General features: G+C 43.4%; 15 protein-coding genes. 6 read left to right on the top strand and 9 right to left on the bottom strand.

All coding sequences use genetic code 11. The annotated features are described in order from the left end of the window. Positions 1 to 158: 158 nt before the first annotated feature. The 8 genes from rpoN to ACFCTO_RS03355 are packed head-to-tail and all read right to left on the bottom strand — an operon-like array spanning position 159 to position 7,060. Positions 159 to 1,436 (bottom strand): RNA polymerase factor sigma-54, encoded by a 1,278-nt coding sequence (gene rpoN / locus ACFCTO_RS03390; RefSeq protein ID WP_292302197.1) that lies wholly within the window; start codon positions 1,434 to 1,436, stop codon positions 159 to 161. Positions 1,437 to 1,449: 13 nt separating this feature from the next. Beyond that, positions 1,450 to 2,862: an AMP-binding protein gene (locus ACFCTO_RS03385; protein ID WP_499876385.1), complete on the bottom strand. Its 1,413-nt coding sequence runs from the start codon at positions 2,860 to 2,862 to the stop codon at positions 1,450 to 1,452. Between the two features lie 11 nt (positions 2,863 to 2,873). Further along, positions 2,874 to 4,064 carry an acyl-CoA reductase gene (locus tag ACFCTO_RS03380; protein ID WP_370853937.1) on the bottom strand — a complete coding sequence of 397 codons (1,191 nt, stop codon included), beginning with the start codon at positions 4,062 to 4,064 and terminating at the stop codon, positions 2,874 to 2,876. Further along, complete coding sequence (locus ACFCTO_RS03375; RefSeq protein ID WP_322350218.1) at positions 4,051 to 5,118, bottom strand: LuxE/PaaK family acyltransferase; 1,068 nt, start codon at positions 5,116 to 5,118, stop codon at positions 4,051 to 4,053. The genes ACFCTO_RS03380 and ACFCTO_RS03375 overlap by 14 nt, the downstream gene beginning before the upstream one ends. Further along, on the bottom strand, positions 5,105 to 5,776 hold the full coding sequence (locus ACFCTO_RS03370) for an MBL fold metallo-hydrolase (RefSeq protein ID WP_370853939.1): 672 nt from the start codon (positions 5,774 to 5,776) through the stop codon (positions 5,105 to 5,107). Before ACFCTO_RS03370 ends, ACFCTO_RS03375 begins: the two co-directional genes overlap by 14 nt. A 1-nt stretch (position 5,777) precedes the next feature. Then, the gene (locus ACFCTO_RS03365) at positions 5,778 to 6,014 is read right to left on the bottom strand and encodes an acyl carrier protein (protein WP_481327292.1); all 237 of its coding nucleotides are present in this window, start codon (positions 6,012 to 6,014) and stop codon (positions 5,778 to 5,780) included. Positions 6,015 to 6,042: 28 nt separating this feature from the next. Further along, positions 6,043 to 6,756: a MaoC family dehydratase gene (locus ACFCTO_RS03360; RefSeq protein ID WP_481324766.1), complete on the bottom strand. Its 714-nt coding sequence runs from the start codon at positions 6,754 to 6,756 to the stop codon at positions 6,043 to 6,045. Positions 6,757 to 6,760: 4 nt separating this feature from the next. Further along, a complete protein-coding gene (locus tag ACFCTO_RS03355; protein ID WP_020310641.1) occupies positions 6,761 to 7,060 on the bottom strand; it encodes a NifU family protein in 300 nt (99 codons plus the stop codon). 578 nt (positions 7,061 to 7,638) lie between these two features. On the opposite strand from ACFCTO_RS03355, the gene ACFCTO_RS03350 reads away from it, so the two are divergent. The 6 genes from ACFCTO_RS03350 (at position 7,639) to ACFCTO_RS03325 (ending at position 14,316) form a co-directional block, all read left to right on the top strand. After that, on the top strand, positions 7,639 to 9,090 hold the full coding sequence (locus ACFCTO_RS03350) for a 4-hydroxyphenylacetate 3-hydroxylase family protein (RefSeq protein ID WP_303148294.1): 1,452 nt from the start codon (positions 7,639 to 7,641) through the stop codon (positions 9,088 to 9,090). Between the two features lie 158 nt (positions 9,091 to 9,248). Next, positions 9,249 to 10,553: an acetyl-CoA hydrolase/transferase family protein gene (locus ACFCTO_RS03345; protein WP_292300981.1), complete on the top strand. Its 1,305-nt coding sequence runs from the start codon at positions 9,249 to 9,251 to the stop codon at positions 10,551 to 10,553. Between the two features lie 141 nt (positions 10,554 to 10,694). Further along, positions 10,695 to 12,143: a hypothetical protein gene (locus tag ACFCTO_RS03340; RefSeq protein WP_020723687.1), complete on the top strand. Its 1,449-nt coding sequence runs from the start codon at positions 10,695 to 10,697 to the stop codon at positions 12,141 to 12,143. Between the two features lie 33 nt (positions 12,144 to 12,176). After that, the gene (locus tag ACFCTO_RS03335) at positions 12,177 to 12,791 is read left to right on the top strand and encodes a hypothetical protein (RefSeq protein ID WP_499876384.1); all 615 of its coding nucleotides are present in this window, start codon (positions 12,177 to 12,179) and stop codon (positions 12,789 to 12,791) included. A gap of 87 nt (positions 12,792 to 12,878) precedes the next feature. After that, positions 12,879 to 13,967 carry a glycerol dehydrogenase gene (locus ACFCTO_RS03330; RefSeq protein WP_302485689.1) on the top strand — a complete coding sequence of 363 codons (1,089 nt, stop codon included), beginning with the start codon at positions 12,879 to 12,881 and terminating at the stop codon, positions 13,965 to 13,967. Between the two features lie 118 nt (positions 13,968 to 14,085). Then, complete coding sequence (locus tag ACFCTO_RS03325; protein ID WP_288641615.1) at positions 14,086 to 14,316, top strand: CC/Se motif containing family; 231 nt, start codon at positions 14,086 to 14,088, stop codon at positions 14,314 to 14,316. A gap of 494 nt (positions 14,317 to 14,810) precedes the next feature. Here ACFCTO_RS03325 and ACFCTO_RS03320 read toward each other — a convergent pair whose 3' ends face one another. After that, the gene (locus ACFCTO_RS03320; RefSeq protein ID WP_499876383.1) at positions 14,811 to 16,091 is read right to left on the bottom strand and encodes an MFS transporter; all 1,281 of its coding nucleotides are present in this window, start codon (positions 16,089 to 16,091) and stop codon (positions 14,811 to 14,813) included. Positions 16,092 to 16,223: the final 132 nt, after the last annotated feature.

The raw sequence follows: 16,223 nt of genomic DNA, 5'->3' as shown, positions 1-16,223 counted from the left end.
AAATACAGCGTGAAATATTTTTTGGCACTTTGGTCGCTAAGGCCCAAACCGCAAAAAATCCAACGGACTTAGTTCAGGCCTTGTGTAAACTAGCTTCATCAACTTCCGAGGTGGCGTAAAAGTTGTAAAGTGCTGTAATTATAGAAATGATATAAAAATTATTTATAACGTTCATATGAATTCAGGATATGTAGTTCTGTTCGGTATTTTTGAATGAGCCGGCGGGAAAATGTCCGGCCAAACTGGCTGGAGAGTATTTCGGTCAATTTTGCATCACTATAAGGATGACACGTATCCTCCGATTGTATCAAGTGATATAATTCTTTTTTCAAAGAATCTTTAGAAATCTTTTTTCCCGTCTTCGGGAAGGGGCGCTGGAATAAGTCCTTAAAGGAGAGGGTCATATGTGATGTTTGTAGATACTTATTCTTTATGGAGCGGCTGATTGTCGAAGGGTGCACGCCGATTTCTTTGGCAATATCGGCCAGCGTCATAGGGAACAAGGGACCTTGGTTTTTCAAGTAGTCATGCTGGTAATAGCAGATGGCATCGGTCAGATTATATAATGTCTGGCGGCGCCGTTCGATATTATAGAATAATAGGCGACAACGAGTGTATTTTGTCTGAAAGTATTTTTTTACGCTTTCATCCGTCGTTGACTGCATCATGCGGACATAATAATCGCTCATCGAATAAGAGGCGACCCAGCCATCGTTTAATGTGATTTCATGGCCAGCAGGAGTGAACTTAATGATTACATCAGGGATGATATAAGTGACATCGGTTTCAAACATGCCTTCCAACGGAGCTGGATTCAGATTTCTAATCAACTGAAGGGCTGATAAAATTTCTTTTTTCGGGATTTTTAACGATTGGCAGATGCGAGATGTGTTTTTATTTCCTATTGCAGGTAAATGGTTTTCGATTAATTCTTCTAATAAAGGGGTCAGCTGATGGCTTCGCTGTAATTGTAATTTCAGACAGTCTTTTAATGAAGCTGCGCCTATACCGGCAGGATCTAAGCTTTGGAGTATTCGCAGACAAGAAGTGAAAAGGCCGTCTGGCAAAGGAAGCCTTTTTTTTAGTTCTTCTTCAGTGAGGGTCAAATAGCCTCGCGTATCGACATGATCCGCTAAATAGGAGAAAAGTGCCCACTGTGGAGTCGTGAAATTGGAAGGATTGACTTGTTCTAAAATAAATTGCTTCACACTTCGCTCTTCCGGAGCGGCTACAAAATTTAAAAATGAAGCAGTACCATCAGAGGAAACGCTGTTGGTTGTGACAGGGCTGTAATCCATAAAAGGATTTTCTTCGGACTCTTTTTGTAATAAATCGTGTAAAGATTCAGCAGATAGAGAAAGAATATGCAAGGATTGTATTTGGTTTATAGAAAGTTTTTGGAGTTGTTCCTGTGAGAGGTTTATACCCGTATCCATTTTTTACGCCTCCCTATTTTTCTGCTAAGGCTTTGAGTTCAGGATATTGTGTTTTTCCCGATGTATTTTTAGGGATTTGTTCGATATGATGAATCGTAAAACAACGGAGATGCAAACCTGTCTTTTCTATCAGGAAATCTTCGACTTCAGATTGATGGCCAGGGGCAGTCATGAATACATGCAAATCATCATCCTTACCGACACAGGCGAAATCGCTAAAATCAAAAGCACTTTTCAGCAATTCTTCTATTTCGTCCATATTGACACGCTTGCCCATTACTTTAATGAAACGTTTTTTTCGGCCAGCGATGTAATAGTACCCGTCTTCGTCAAAATAGGCCATATCGCCTGTATATAACCGGCCATGCCGCATATCTCCTAGGGCTAAATCGTCAGCACAATGGGCATATCCCAATGTGACGTTAGGGCCTTCATAGCAAAGTTCACCGGTTACATGGGGCTGTGTGATTTCTGTTTTTTCATCTTCCATGATGTGGAAAGTACCGCCAGGAATGGCAATGCCAATACTGCCTATTTTTTTCAGTCCCATATCAAAAGGCAGATAGGACATGCGTGCAGTTGCTTCGGTTTGCCCATACATGACAATGAACCGTTTTCCCGTCTTATGGGCGAATTCTAAATATTCTTTTTGCAGCCGTGTCGATAAATGGCCTCCGGCTTGGATCATCAGTGTTAATTTAGGCAGGTTCATCGTCATGAAATCGAGGCGCTTCAGACATTCATAGGTGAATGGAACTCCGGCGATAGAGGTGATTTCATCGCGTTGACAAATATCCCAGAATGTTTTTTCAAAAACGGTCGCTTCTGTAAGGTGTTCACAGGCTCCGCGTAATACATGGCTATTGATGACTGATAGGCCGAAGGTATAATGCATGGGTAATGAAGAAATCGGATGGTCTTGGGCTGTTATTTTCAAATATTGTGCGATTGATACGGCATTAGCTTGAATATTTGTATAGCTTTGACGAACTAGCTTAGGGCTGCCGGTACTGCCAGACGTCGTCAACAGCAAAGCTAAATCAGGGTGTATTTTATGAGAAATGTCACTTCCCCAGTAGAGTCCATATCCATTTAATGTATAGAGCGGCTCCGCTTCATCGTCGACTGGCTTAAATATATAATTGGGTTTATATATAGATAGTAAACGCTGACGTAATTCTATATCCATGTCGTGATCGATTAACAAAGGGACGATTCGATTTTGCAGGCAACAGAGATACGACAAGGCTGAACCTATCGTATTATGACAAATAATGGCAGCTAAAACTTTTTCTTTGGTATTTATTACATTTTTTAAACCTTTACTATAAGCATACCAATCACCATATGTGATTGATTTATTTTCATCATTTGTAAACAGTACTCTGTCTTTATAATTAATATTTTCATCAAAAAAGTTCAACATAAGTATCCCTCCTAACGAATGATACGGGTCAAGGTATCTAGCAAATTACGGCCATCCCAGATCATGTCCATATCCATGGCCTGCCCGAAGGGGACGATTCTATCGACGCCAGTGATACCGGCCTGTATTAACTGAGTACGGAGTGCCTGTATATCTATATTTAGTGTGGTAATAGTTTGGACCTTGGAAGTCATGTAGGGAATGATATCTCCTGATTTCCTTATAGGGTATTGGAAGAATTGACCAAAGGCTCCGGAAAGCTGGGGAAAATCTTGGGAGAGCGATGAAAGTGTGTATACATAAAGTCGGTTGCTGGCATATGCAAAATGGCTGATTTCTGGTATATGCATGGCGAATTTCCACGCTTCTGCGTATTTCCGGCTGACCTTTATAGCTGCTAAGTCATATTTTTGAATTTCAATGGTTACTGCCTGCCACCAACGTTGCTGGGCTATTGTAAAGGATTCACCTTTTGAGTCGAGCCAAAGGAGGATGCGGGGAGACGAGCAAGCATTTTGATCGACTTCGTATGTATCCAGATAGAAATGGTGAACTGCATTTTTTAGCTCCTCTTCAGAACAGGATGCTACATAGTCACTGTCGAGAATCGCTAATGAATACCGATCTGCAAAAGGAATATCAATGGCCATAGGGGGTAATGGCGACTTCCTGATTTCCTTAATGGTCTTGTCGCCGCCCCAAATTACACGACTATCGCAATGTTTGGAAAACCAATCGGTGATTTTCCTATCGTGTCCGTAAGTAAGTACGGCATTTTGGCTTTTTATAGGCTGATAGACGGGGGCGTTCAGCAAATCGGACAGTACTTCGCAGACCGGCCGTACTTTAGGAAGTAATCGAGGAGAAAGGCGGACGATATTGGCATTGCCGGCAAGTAAGGAGATGAAGAAACTATATAAAAACATCGTAGGCATATTGGCAGGGGCGATATGGAATGTCATTCCTCGGCCTAAACGATTTTCTGGAAAGGTCAGCAGGTTTTTATACTGCTCTAGTTTTCGCGGACGCAGCCAAAAACTGAAAGCAGCCCAAGCTGCATCTTCATTGGCTATGGGATGATGTTGCAACTGATGGGCAAAATCCTGACAGAATTGTAGCGTTAAAGGCGAAAAGGGGCGTTGCGGCAGGCCTTTTTCTGGAATTGAACCGGCCAGTATCGTAAAGTTTTTAGTTGTGCGCATCACTACACCCCCTTATTTCGGCTTTTGCCATGCGGCCATCGATGCGAAAATACTTTCCTAAGCGGCCACACGGACAATTATCAATTCCTAACAAGGTACCCATGTCTTCTGTCAGGATGGAATGACCAGGATAGGATGTGGCTAACGGCGTCAATACTTGAACGATGCCTGTTTCCCCTATGGGGCAGACTGAAAAGTTTTCTGGATTGCGAATGATGATATCGGAAAATATGCTGGCATGAAGATAGCCTTGTTCACATTCCATATAAATGCATCCCGTCTGTTCGGCCATACCGTAATAATTATGGACTTTATGGATATGGAACTGTTCATACAGCCGCTTCTTATAATCATGAGGGGAAACAGCGCGGTCCTGCATTTTTTTCCATCCGCCGCCGTGGATTAGAATGGCATTGGATAAGTCGATTAAGCCGGGGTAGTTTGCCAGAGCTTCGCAGAAATATTGCCAAATCATAAAGGTAAAACCAAAGATTAAGACAGGTTGATTGCGATATGTTTGAATGAATGTGCGGATACTTTCCAAATCAACGGATAAATCCGGTTTTAAGGCATAGTATTTTCGTTTGGCAAAGATGGAAAAGCCCAAGACGGCTGCACCGCGGGCATTAAAGGCATCCCGATTTTTTAATATCTCCGGCGTATCGACAATCAGCATAGGCAGCCGCGAGGAGCCAATAAAATCTTTTACAATGTTATATAAGGCTAATTGTTGGTTTTGTGCGTTAAAAGCATCGAGGTATAAATGGGATGCCACTCCCGACGTTCCTGATGAAGTGATTATTTTGAAAATTTCGGAATCAGGAATACTTTTCAGATTTTCTGTCTTGAATAAGGAAATGGGAATCATTGGAATCTTCGAAGGAGCATCATATTTCCTGTTTTTTTCGTATAATGTCTGTACGGCCTGGCCATAAGGCGGGCAGCGATGACAGTGCTGGGAGGTCAATTCAAATAAAAGAGGAACATAATGGGCTTCTTTTTCGTCTTGAGTCCAATGATAAGGAGATTGTGTCAACCAGTTAGTATAGTCCATACTCTTTTTTCACCTCCTGTGTCAAAATAAAGTGTCCGCCATGGCCGGGGTAGGTTAGAATCGGTGTGGGCAAACAATGTAAGGTTGCTTTCCCTTGCTGCTCATAAACGGCTTCATCTCCACCAGGCAGACGAGTGATGACTTCTTCGCCGGGAATAAAATAATCGCCGGAAAATAAGATTTTTTCATCTATGATGATGCAGATGCTGCCTGGCGTATGGCCAGGCGCTGCAATACAGAAAATCGCATGACCTTGCCAGGTGGCTAAGTAAATATCGTTGAAGACGATATCAGCAGCTTGGCAGATAAAAGGGGGATAGGAGACGCGAAGTTCACCTTGGCTTTTAAAGTGCAAGTAAGTCTCCATGATGCGTGTCATATTTAAGGTGGTACTTTGGATACCTTGGCTGCAGGCCGCACTGCAAAGGACTTTTAAATCATAATTTTTTCGCATATCATTGAGCGCTGCGATGTGATCGCAGTGCTCATGCGTTAAAATGATATATTCTGGAACGAGTTGATGGTTCGCCAGATAGGAATGGATTTCTTGATAACAATTTGGGTCGATGATGAGGGCGTGGGATTCAGCAGTAAGAATATAACAGTTACTCTGTGTCAGTGGGTCTGTAATGCAGTGGGGCTGGATGACCGCAGGCATGTTAGATATTGACTCCGTATTTCCGCAGAATATCCATTCCTTTTTCATAAGAGCTGAAGGCCAAGACGTCCGGGGTATCGATGGAAATGTCAAAGGTATCTTCCATTTCTTCCATCAAGTTCATGTGACCCATTGAATCCCACAGTTTTATGCTGCGATATTTTAAGCCGGGAAGGTCTTCCTTTTTTAATTTAAAGCTGTTGATAAAAAGATTGTCGTATTTTTCTAAATTTGTCATGATATTACTCCTATTCTGATAATTAAAATTATTGGTTGTCTTCATAATACGTAAATAAGGTTTTCATCATTAATTGATGGATGGTTCCTTCTGCGGCCAGTGTCCCATCGGATTTTTTGCAAGTTCCCTTGAATTCTCCGATGTACCAGCGCTTTTTTTCTTCCATATGGACTAATTTTATAGAAGCCGTAATGGTATCCCCGGCATAAACGGGGGCTGTAAAGGTCAGGTTTTCGTCCATTAAGATGGTCCCTGCTCCGGGTAATGTAGTGCCCATTATGGAAGATAATAAGCTTCCGGTTAAAATGCCATGAACAATGGGGCGGCCGAATCCGTATTTTGCAGCAAAGGCAGCGTCGGTATGCAGCTTACCATAATCTCCTGTCAACTTTGCGAATTGTTGGATATCTTCTTCAGTAAACGTCCTCTCCATGGTGGCCGTATCTCCTAAACAGATACGCCTTTTTGTATCAGCCGTTTCTGGAGGTGCTCCTGCCAGGTCTTTAGCGAAAGCGGCAAACTGTTGGGGCGTACAAAGTTTTTTGAATTTTCGGGCTGCAATACCCGTTTCTTCTGCACAGGCTGTCATACAGCCACAGACAAGGAGGCAGATGTCGCAAACTGTATTTTCTATTTCATATGTGAATGTATGCTGGGGAAATTTTTTTTTTAGTTTTTCTACTTTCTGACTGCGGTCATAGCGTGGGTTACAGCCGCCACAGTATTTTATCCCGATTTTCATAGATTCACCTCTGCATATGGCGCTCTCTTAAAATCGCCTTGGCTTGAGCGATGAGAGCATCGCTGACACCACTGACGAGAATGACATCGTGGACATCCTCAACGGCTTCGCGGACTTTAGCACTGATTAATTCTTCTGTCGTCAACTGTGCTGAAGGACAGCCGCTGCATTGGCCGGTTAGGCGGATTCGCAAAATATGATCGGCATAATCGACAATGACGACGTCTCCCTGGTGTTCAGCCAGCGATGGGCGCACTTCTTTTTCTAAGACATTTTCGATTTGTTCTCGAATTGATAGAGTCATAGTAATTCACATCCTTATATAGTGGTTAATTATATATATGAAATTATCGTGCCAAAATATGGAAAAAGAATTGAATTAGTTCGTTATAAAATTCACAAATAAGAAATCGATAAAAATGGAAAAGCTACATAAACGTTTTAAATATAAAGAATTGGGCTAAAAGAATAAATAAAATAATATTTGTGAATACATCATATTACGAATATTTTTTATCGAGAAATAAGATAAAATCAAGGAAAAGTCTAAAAAATACAACTAAATAGCGTTTTAAATATGGAACAATATCGGGTTTGTTTTATATATGGAACAACGATTTAAGAAATATGAACCAAAAATGAAACAGAAAAATGTTATAAATATAACAAAAATAACGTGAAATTCAGAACGAGAATTCAGAGAAAATATTTTTTGCATTTCAAGAATGGGATAGTTGCTATGCTTTTGCGGAACGAGTCAAAAGAAAAATCCTATTGGAAGCTTACTTGGCACGATTCTTGCTCTTACTATAGGCAAAACACACTAACGTGTGAACCTACTGTCAATACTTTATTATATGATAAGAAGAAAGGATGATTATTATGGCATTAATGACAGGCGAACAGTACATCGAAAGCATGAGAAAGAAAAATTTACAGGTCTACATGTTCGGTAAAAAGATTCCGTGTCCGGCAGATGACCCGATTCTCCGTCCGTCCATGAACTCCGTTCGGATGACCTATGATCTGGCTCAGCAACCTGAATATCAGGACCTGATGACAGCCATCTCTCCGTACACTGGCGAACGTGTTAACCGCTTCACCCATATTCATCAGAGCACGACGGATTTAATGAATAAAGTAAAAATGCAGCGTCTGTGCGGTCAGAAAACGGCTTCCTGCTTCCAGCGTTGCGTTGGCATGGATGCTTTCAATGCGGTATTCTCCACGACGTATGATACGGATAAAAAATATGGTACGAAATATCATGAAAATTTCATGAAATTCCTCAAACGGGTACAGACGGAAGACCTTACTGTTGACGGCGCTATGACGGACCCGAAAGGCGACCGTGGCTTAGCACCGCATGCACAGGCAGACCCGGACCTCTATCTCCATGTTGTAGAACGTCGTCCGGACGGCATCGTAGTCCGTGGGGCAAAAGCTCATCAGACTGGTTTCATCAATTCTCATGAAGTCATTGTTATGCCGACCATTTCCATGGGCGAAGATGATAAAGATTATGCCGTTTGCTTCTCCTGCTCGACAGATGCTGAAGGCATTTTCATGATTGTTGGCCGTCAGTCCTGCGATACCCGTAAAATGGAAGGCGCTCCGATGGATACGGGCAACCCTGAATTCGGTGGTACCGAAGCCCTGGTTATCTTTGATAATGTCTTCATTCCGAACGAAAATATCTATCTTAACGGTGAATATGAATTTGCCGGTGTCCTCGTCGAACGCTTTGCTGGTTATCATCGTCAGTCCTACGGCGGCTGCAAAGTTGGCGTAGGTGACGTCCTTATCGGTGCCGCAGCTGTTGCCGCTGATTATAATGGCTGCCCGAAAGCATCTCATATTAAAGATAAAATCATTGAAATGCAGCACCTCAATGAAACACTGTATGCTTGCGGTATTGCTTGCTCGGCCTTGGGCACGAAAACAGAATCGGGCAACTATCTTATCGACTTGCTCCTGGCTAACGTCTGCAAACAGAATGTTACGCGTTTCCCCTATGAAATCGTCCGTCTGGCTGAAGATATTGCTGGTGGCTTGATGGTTACGGCACCGTCTGAAAAAGACCTTCGTGATCCGAAGATTGGGCCGTATATCGATAAGTATCTCCGTGGTGTCAATAATGTATCGACGGAAAACCGCCTCAAGATTTTACGCCTCATCGAAAACCTCAGCCTTGGCACGGCCGCTGTCGGCTATCGTACAGAATCCATGCATGGCGCAGGTTCGCCGCAGGCACAGCGTATCATGATTTCTCGTCAGGGCAACTTGCGCATGAAGAAAGCCTTGGCTAAAGCCATTGCACACATTGAAGAATAAGTTGATTTTACACTGGAAATCGCTATCCTTGCGTAATGAAGTAGTACAGAATAAATATAGTATGAGTATAGAGACGTGATTTTGACTGATGCCTGCAACTAGGCTGCTCCTCCTTCGTTGCAGGCCGTCAGTCAGTTATAGGAAAGTAGGTGTGTGTGATGGATTGGAAAAAAGAATATGCGAACAAAATTGTCTCTGTCGAAGAAGCTGTAAGCCATGTCCAATCCGGCAATCGTATCGTTTTCACCCATGCTTGCGGTGAAGCTCAAGCTTTAACGGAAGAATTAGTTCGTCAGGCAGATCGCCTGGAAAATGTTGAAATTGTTCACATGGTTGCTATGGGTAAAGCGCCTTATTGCCAGCCAGGGATGGAAAAACATTTTCGTCATAATGCGTTGTTCGTAGGCGGGTCGACTCGTAAAGCGGTAGAAGAAGGCCGCGGGGATTATACGCCGTGCTTCTTCCATGAAATACCCAAGCTCTTTACGGACGGTACATTACCTGTTGACGTTGCTTTTTTACAGCTCAGTGAACCTGATGAAAATGGTGTCTGCTCTTATGGGGTTTCTGTTGACTATACACAGCCAGCGGCGGAAGCAGCTAAACTGGTCATTGCACAGATCAATAAGAATATGCCCTATACCTATGGCAATGGTATTAACTTGAAAGACATTGATTATATCGTAGAAAAGGATGAACCCCTCATTGAATTGCAGCCTCCTAAAATTGGGGAAACAGAACATAAAATCGGGGAATATGTAGCTTCGTTGATCCATGATGGTGATACGCTGCAACTGGGCATCGGTGCTATTCCGGATGCTGTCTTATCCTTCCTCGGAGATAAAAAAGATTTAGGGATTCATTCCGAAATGTTCTCGGATGGGGTTGTCGACTTAGCGCGTAAGGGCGTTATTACGAATAAGAAAAAGACGATTGACCAGGGAAAATTTGTTTCTTGCTTCCTCATGGGGACAAAGAAACTCTATGATTTTGTAAATAACAATCCTGATGTCTTAATGGAACGTGTCGATTACACCAATGATCCCTTTGTTGTAGCTAAAATTGACAATATCATCTCTATCAACTCGGCTATGCAGGTCGATTTGATGGGGCAGGTCAATGCTGAAATGATTGGCTATAAACAGTTCAGCGGCGTTGGCGGCCAGGTCGATTTCGTTCGAGGGGCTTCCCGTGCAAAGGGCGGTAAAGCTATTATTGCTATGCCTTCGACTGCAGGCCATGACAAGATTTCCAAGATTGTACCGCTTTTAGACGAAGGCGCTGCTGTTACGACATCCCGCAATGATGTAGACTATGTCATTACAGAATTTGGTATCGCTCCCCTTAAAGGACGTACTTTGCGGCAGCGTGCTATTGCCCTCATTAAGATTGCCCATCCTGATTTTAGAGATGGATTGATTGCAGAATTTGAAAAACGCTTCCATTGTAAGTATGAAGGATAAAAATAGCGGTTTTTAATACGCATGCGCCATGGCGGCTGTTCTATTCGTAGATAATTACATATCGAATAGCTTGGCCATGGCGCTATTTTTATCTAAATTTTCTGTTGATTTTTAAATTTACAAAGAAAGAGGGGACGAAATATGTTTGGTCCTGTTTATAAACGAAAAGAAGGCGAAATACAACCGGGGATTAATTTACACGTATTTAACTTAGTCCTGCGTTTACCTTTCATCCATTATCGCTTTGAATGGCCTGATTATGTTCAAGGGCTGCTTTTATGTGCCGTTTGTCTCGGCATCATCCCGGTATTGCAAGAATATTTAGGGATGCCTTTTGAAATTGCTATTACCATTGTCATTATGAACGGGTTCTTATATACTTGGCATGCTCACTTGGGTGACCCCGTTGTCCCTGGCTGGATTACTCCGGCTATTCCGCTGTTATTGCTATGGCTGGGCGAGTTCCCCAATGATACGGCTGAACGTATGCATGCACTTATCGCATTTGAATTTGAACTCGGGTTGCTTACTTTCTTGTTAGGGGCTACAGGCCTTGCTAAACGCGTCGTCGACTTAGTTCCTGATGCTTTGAAATCAGGGATTCTTATCGGGGCCGGTATCGCAGCTGTACGCCTGGTATTCAATACGGGCGGTAACTTCGATAAATATCCATTTACTATCGCTATTGCCGTAGGCTTTGCTTTCTATTGCTCTTTTAGTAACCATTTCAAGAGCATCATGAATAAAAATAAAGTTTTCCAGATTATTTCTGACTTGGGATTGCTGCCTGCTATGGTTCTGGCCGTCATTATTGCTCCGTTGGTGGGCGAATTACCTTGGCCAACTATTGAAATGGGCTTTACTCATCCTCATTTCATTGAAGTCTTTACCCAGTGGAGTCCTTTTGCTGAACGTATTGGCTTCCCGGGTATGACTTACTATATCCAAGCAGCTCCGTTAGTTATTGCTACTTATGTTGTACTCTTTGGTGAATTGATCCAGGCCGATGCCCTGATTGATGAAGCTCGTGAATTCCGTCATGGTGATGAAAATATCCATTTCGATGCCAACAGAAATAACGTTATCGTTGGTGTCCGTAATATGGTTATGTCCTTGTTAGGTCCTGACCTTTCGATGTGCGGTCCTTTATGGGCAGCTATGCAGGTCGTTATTTGTGAACGTTACAAACACGGTCGTGATGCCATGGATAGCTTGATTGGCGGCGTTGCTTCCTTCCGTTTGGGGACCTTTACTGGGTACTGGTTATCGCCTATCGTAAGTTTTGTTAAGCCTGTCCTGCCGATTGCTTTGGCATTGACCATGTTGATTCAAGGTTATGTTGCTGTCCGTGTTGGCGTACTTCGCTCTAAGACTTTCAATGACCTCGGTGTTGCCGGCGTCATTGGCGGTGTCCTCGTATCCCGCGGCGCTGCAATGGCTTTGGGTGTTGGCATTGTCCTTTGCCTGCTCGTATTTGGCAAAAACTTCTTTAAACGTAAAATGTCTCTGTATAATACGAAGTCTGACCCGCTTTTCAATATTGCAGCTTTGAAAGAACTGAATGCTGAAAAGGAAGGCGCAGAAAAATAAGCAAGAAGACTCTTGATGACCGGAGGTTGAACTATGCAGTATTATGGTGATTTATTGCGCAAACTGACAAAATCGAACACGACAGAAATCTGTGAATTCTTCGTGAAAAAGTGCCTGATGAATGCGAAGAGTAAGTCGACAAATGAAGCTATGAAGCGCTTTTTCATGATCTGTGGGGTATCAGCTAATGATGGCATCAAAGAGTTTTTAGAAAAGAATGATTTAACTTTTGATGGCTATTGGTCACATCGTCGATATTTTGCCAAGGTTAAAGACCATATCCCACTGGTCGTAAAATCTTACTTATCATGCATGTTGCTTCTATTAGCTTCTCGGAAAAAATTAATTTCTCAGAAAACGGGCATGAATGAAGAAGAACTTCTGAGTCGTTGGTGTACTATTTTTAAATATGATGACCAAGACAAGATTTATTTTAATGATCTTTTACGGATTGTCCGCAAAGGCGAAGAAGGTGTCATGGAAATTTTTGAAGACCTCAACAGTATTTGTCATGATAATCTGAATGGTGGAAAAGAATCTAATATCCCTTGTACGGATGAAAATCGTGATTTACTCGTTTATCGGGTTGGAGAAGATGTCTACACATTGGTTTGTCGTCTTCAGGAAATGCCTGATTTCTCTTCATAATTGGTATGTGTTGCGTAGAACCTCTCCTGGTAAGGGTAGCCTAGTGCCCCGGCTGGGAGAGGTTTTTTAGAAAGGTGGTATTATGTCATGACGATTGGAATTAAAGCACCGGGATACTATGTGCAAGGCAATGGGGAGTTAGATAAATTAGGGAAATATGTTAAGAAAATAGGCAATAGTTTCTTGGTCTTACTATCGCCTAATAATAAGCGAAGAATTGGTGACCGCCTGGATAAAGCTTTGCATAGTGCGAATAAATCTGTGTTCTATGCCGAATTTCAAGGTGAATGTTCTAAAAAGGCTATTGCCGATGTACAGGATATAGCGTACCAGCATGGCTGTGATGCTATCATTGGCGTTGGCGGAGGTAAGGCATTGGATACGGCTAAAGCCGTGGCCACTAATTTAGGTGATTTACCGACAATTATTATTCCTACCATTGCTTCCAATGATGCACCGTGCAGCAGTGTGGCTGTTATTTACAATGAACAAGGTGTCGTTATCAAGGCTTTAATGATGAAACATAATCCGGATCTCGTTTTAGTCGACACTGGGATTATCGCTCAAGCTCCTAAACAATATTTAGTTTCTGGTATGGGGGATGCCTTATCTACCTATTTTGAAGCACGCGCCTGTCAGCGAAGTGGTGCAAAGACGATGGCTCGGGGGACTTGTTCGGCAACGGCACTGGCTTTGGCTGAATTATGTTATAAAACTTTATTAAATGATTCACTGGAAGCACTTAGTGCTGTTGAAAATCAGGAAGTAAACCCTGCTTTAGAACGAGTCATTGAGGCCTGCGTCTATCTCAGCGGTGTCGGATTTGAGTCGGGAGGCCTTGCGGCAGCACATGCTATCAATGATGGATTTGCTCATGTTCCACAGGCCCATGGAGCTTCTCATGGTGAAAAAGTTGCTTTTGGATTATTAGCACAGCTTATCTTAGAAAAAGCACCGAAAGACGAATGGGATACCGTTTTCCGTTATATAAAATCGGTAGGGCTGCCTTCCTGCCTGGCTGATTTAGGGATTAAGGATGTAAAAGAAGAAGAAATCCGTATGGTTGCGGAAGCAGCTACGGTACCTACTCAATTTACTAAAAACGTACGTGCTGATATCACGGCAGATGAAGTCTATGATGCCATTATGAAAGCAGATACATTAGGACAATCGTGAGGATTTCAACATGTTTACCATAACAGAACAAGCAAAACAATATATTCATGCTCATGGCGGTCATGTCATTATTACCTTGACCTTTGAACCGTCTGGAGGGAGTTGTTGAAAAGGCGATTTGATTTGGGGCAGTTATGTTCCCGAAATCGGTTTAGGTAAACCGGGTCAACAAATGGACTATCCTTTTGAATTAGTTGATGATATTGTCGTTTGGTATCATCCTAAATTACAAGTTCAACAAGGGTATCAATCTATTGTTATCCATATGAAGCGATTTTTATTCCATCAATGGCTGACAATAGAAGGGGCGCAAGGAATGGCTATAACACGTGAAAAAGGGTTTGAATAAAGAGATAAGCTGCCTTATGAAGGAAATCTTTATAGAGGCAGCTTATCTTTTATGGACGATATATTATAATTTTGTTATACTTTTTATAGGTGCTACCAAAACGGTAGGCGGTTATCCCTCTTCGGAGGGCGCTATACCCTCCACCCAGATTAGAAATCCATTTGGAAATCAATCGAAAGGAGGGTGATTGTGATGGTTCTTACAGTAGATTCCTTGATTGCTATATTGGCTCTCAGTGCCGGAATGTTCAGTCTTGGTTATATGATAGGACAAAATTCACATAAAGAAAAATAACCGCCTCGCTCGCAACGCAACGGTTATTTTTTCTTTAAATAATCTTTGAGGGCTAACCGTCTATCGGTAGCACCTTTTTCTATATTCAGTTTAGCATTTATTGGAGAAGTCGTCAATAGCCCCTTGAGTGAAGGTCTTGTAATATTAGGGACATAGAAAAGGAGCTACCCTGATGAGGCAGCTCCTTTTTTGCTATGTGGTTATTTTGCCAGCGTATGGGCGGCTTTGATGCGGTGGGTGATATAGGTGCTCAGCAGGACGCCGAGGATGGCAAAGACGGTCATGACGGTGAAGACGATCTGGTAGCCGTCGATGCCCTGATGGCTATCGAGGATGGAGCCGTAGACGGCGTACATGAAGGCGCCGGGCAGATAGCCGATGAAGGAGGCCATGGACATGGCAGAGCCTGTGATTTCGCGGGGGACGTCGACTTCATCCATGGGGGCGAAGAAGACGGCGCGCATGCTGTAGACGCAGGCGCTGATGGCCAGGGAGATGATGATGCCGGCCCAGATGCCGAAGGTCTGATAGGGCATCCAGGTGAAAGCGATGAGGACGACGGCTGTGATCAGATAGCCGATGCGCAGGTATTTGGTCGGCGAATGGAAGAGTTTGTCCGATAACAGGCCGCCGACGGGGCCGCCGACCATTTTCAGGCCGTACTGGTTGATGATGCCATAGACGCCGATGAGGGCTGCCGGCAGGGCATAGGCTTCTTTCAGGAAGGGGATGAAGTAGGTAATGCCGCAGTAGACGCTGTAAACGAGGAAGATGTTGAACGATACGAGCCAGATGTTCTTGTTCTTAACGGCTTGCAGGGCACCCTGCCAGGCTTTCTGGTTGGCACTGAGTTCTTCGCCGTTGGCGTTGGTAACGGGCTGTGCTTCGTCCGGTTCCAGCAGGAAATACATGATGATGCCGATGACGCCGGGGACGATGGCGTAGAATAAGATGGCTGCCCGCAGGCCGAAGGCCGTACTGCCCAGAGCGGAGAAAATCCCTAAAGCACAGGAGGCGATGATGGTATCGACGAGGCCGCGGCCGGCTTCCATGATGCCGAACATGCGCCCTTGTTCTTCCTTATTACCCAAGAGGCGGACCGTCTTGAGCATGGTCGGCCAGTAGAGCATGTCGGCACAGACTGCGAGGAGACAGTAGATGAGCAGGAAGATGGGATACGACGGGAAGGTCGATAACCATAAACCGCAAAGGCAGATGCCAATCAGGGCCAGGGGAATCATGATTTTTTTAGAAATGCGGTCGGTCAGATAAATGGAAGCCAGGAAGCCAAAGGTGGAAATCAACCCGGCGACACTCATGGCCGTACCAATCTGCGTATGGGACAGGCCCATGAATTCCTGCATAGGGACGTAAAAGGCATCCTTTAAGAAACCGAGTTTGTAAATGGTCCCGGCACCGATCATTAAGATGCCGAAGGAAATCCATTTCTTGTCTAACCCGTTGTGGGTTTGTGCGCTCATTGCTTGATCACTCCTTGTGATGATTTGAGAATTGGTTGAAGTAAAACGGGGCTAACAGATTTGACAGGCTTAGTATACGGGGTAAAATGTGGCATGTCAAGTCAAATTGTGTAATTAGCATGTAAATATTTG

It is taken from the genome of Megasphaera indica, assembly GCF_046614755.1.
Lineage (GTDB): Bacteria > Bacillota > Negativicutes > Veillonellales > Megasphaeraceae > Megasphaera > Megasphaera intestinihominis.
The sequence above is the reverse complement of the archived record's forward strand: the minus strand, read 5'-3'. Positions and strand labels throughout refer to the sequence as shown.

Coding starts and splice junctions, on each gene's coding strand:
- ACFCTO_RS03355 (WP_020310641.1), bottom strand. CDS start 7,060: ATGACTCTATCAATTCGAGAACAAATCGAAAATGTCTTAGAAAAAGAA.
- ACFCTO_RS03350 (WP_303148294.1), top strand. CDS start 7,639: ATGGCATTAATGACAGGCGAACAGTACATCGAAAGCATGAGAAAGAAA.
- ACFCTO_RS03340 (WP_020723687.1), top strand. CDS start 10,695: ATGTTTGGTCCTGTTTATAAACGAAAAGAAGGCGAAATACAACCGGGG.
- ACFCTO_RS03335 (WP_499876384.1), top strand. CDS start 12,177: ATGCAGTATTATGGTGATTTATTGCGCAAACTGACAAAATCGAACACG.
- ACFCTO_RS03360 (WP_481324766.1), bottom strand. CDS start 6,756: ATGAAAATCGGGATAAAATACTGTGGCGGCTGTAACCCACGCTATGAC.
- ACFCTO_RS03320 (WP_499876383.1), bottom strand. CDS start 16,091: ATGAGCGCACAAACCCACAACGGGTTAGACAAGAAATGGATTTCCTTC.
- ACFCTO_RS03370 (WP_370853939.1), bottom strand. CDS start 5,776: ATGCCTGCGGTCATCCAGCCCCACTGCATTACAGACCCACTGACACAG.
- rpoN (WP_292302197.1), bottom strand. CDS start 1,436: ATGGATACGGGTATAAACCTCTCACAGGAACAACTCCAAAAACTTTCT.
- ACFCTO_RS03365 (WP_481327292.1), bottom strand. CDS start 6,014: ATGACAAATTTAGAAAAATACGACAATCTTTTTATCAACAGCTTTAAA.
- ACFCTO_RS03380 (WP_370853937.1), bottom strand. CDS start 4,064: ATGCGCACAACTAAAAACTTTACGATACTGGCCGGTTCAATTCCAGAA.
- ACFCTO_RS03375 (WP_322350218.1), bottom strand. CDS start 5,118: ATGGACTATACTAACTGGTTGACACAATCTCCTTATCATTGGACTCAA.
- ACFCTO_RS03330 (WP_302485689.1), top strand. CDS start 12,879: ATGACGATTGGAATTAAAGCACCGGGATACTATGTGCAAGGCAATGGG.
- ACFCTO_RS03385 (WP_499876385.1), bottom strand. CDS start 2,862: ATGTTGAACTTTTTTGATGAAAATATTAATTATAAAGACAGAGTACTG.
- ACFCTO_RS03345 (WP_292300981.1), top strand. CDS start 9,249: ATGGATTGGAAAAAAGAATATGCGAACAAAATTGTCTCTGTCGAAGAA.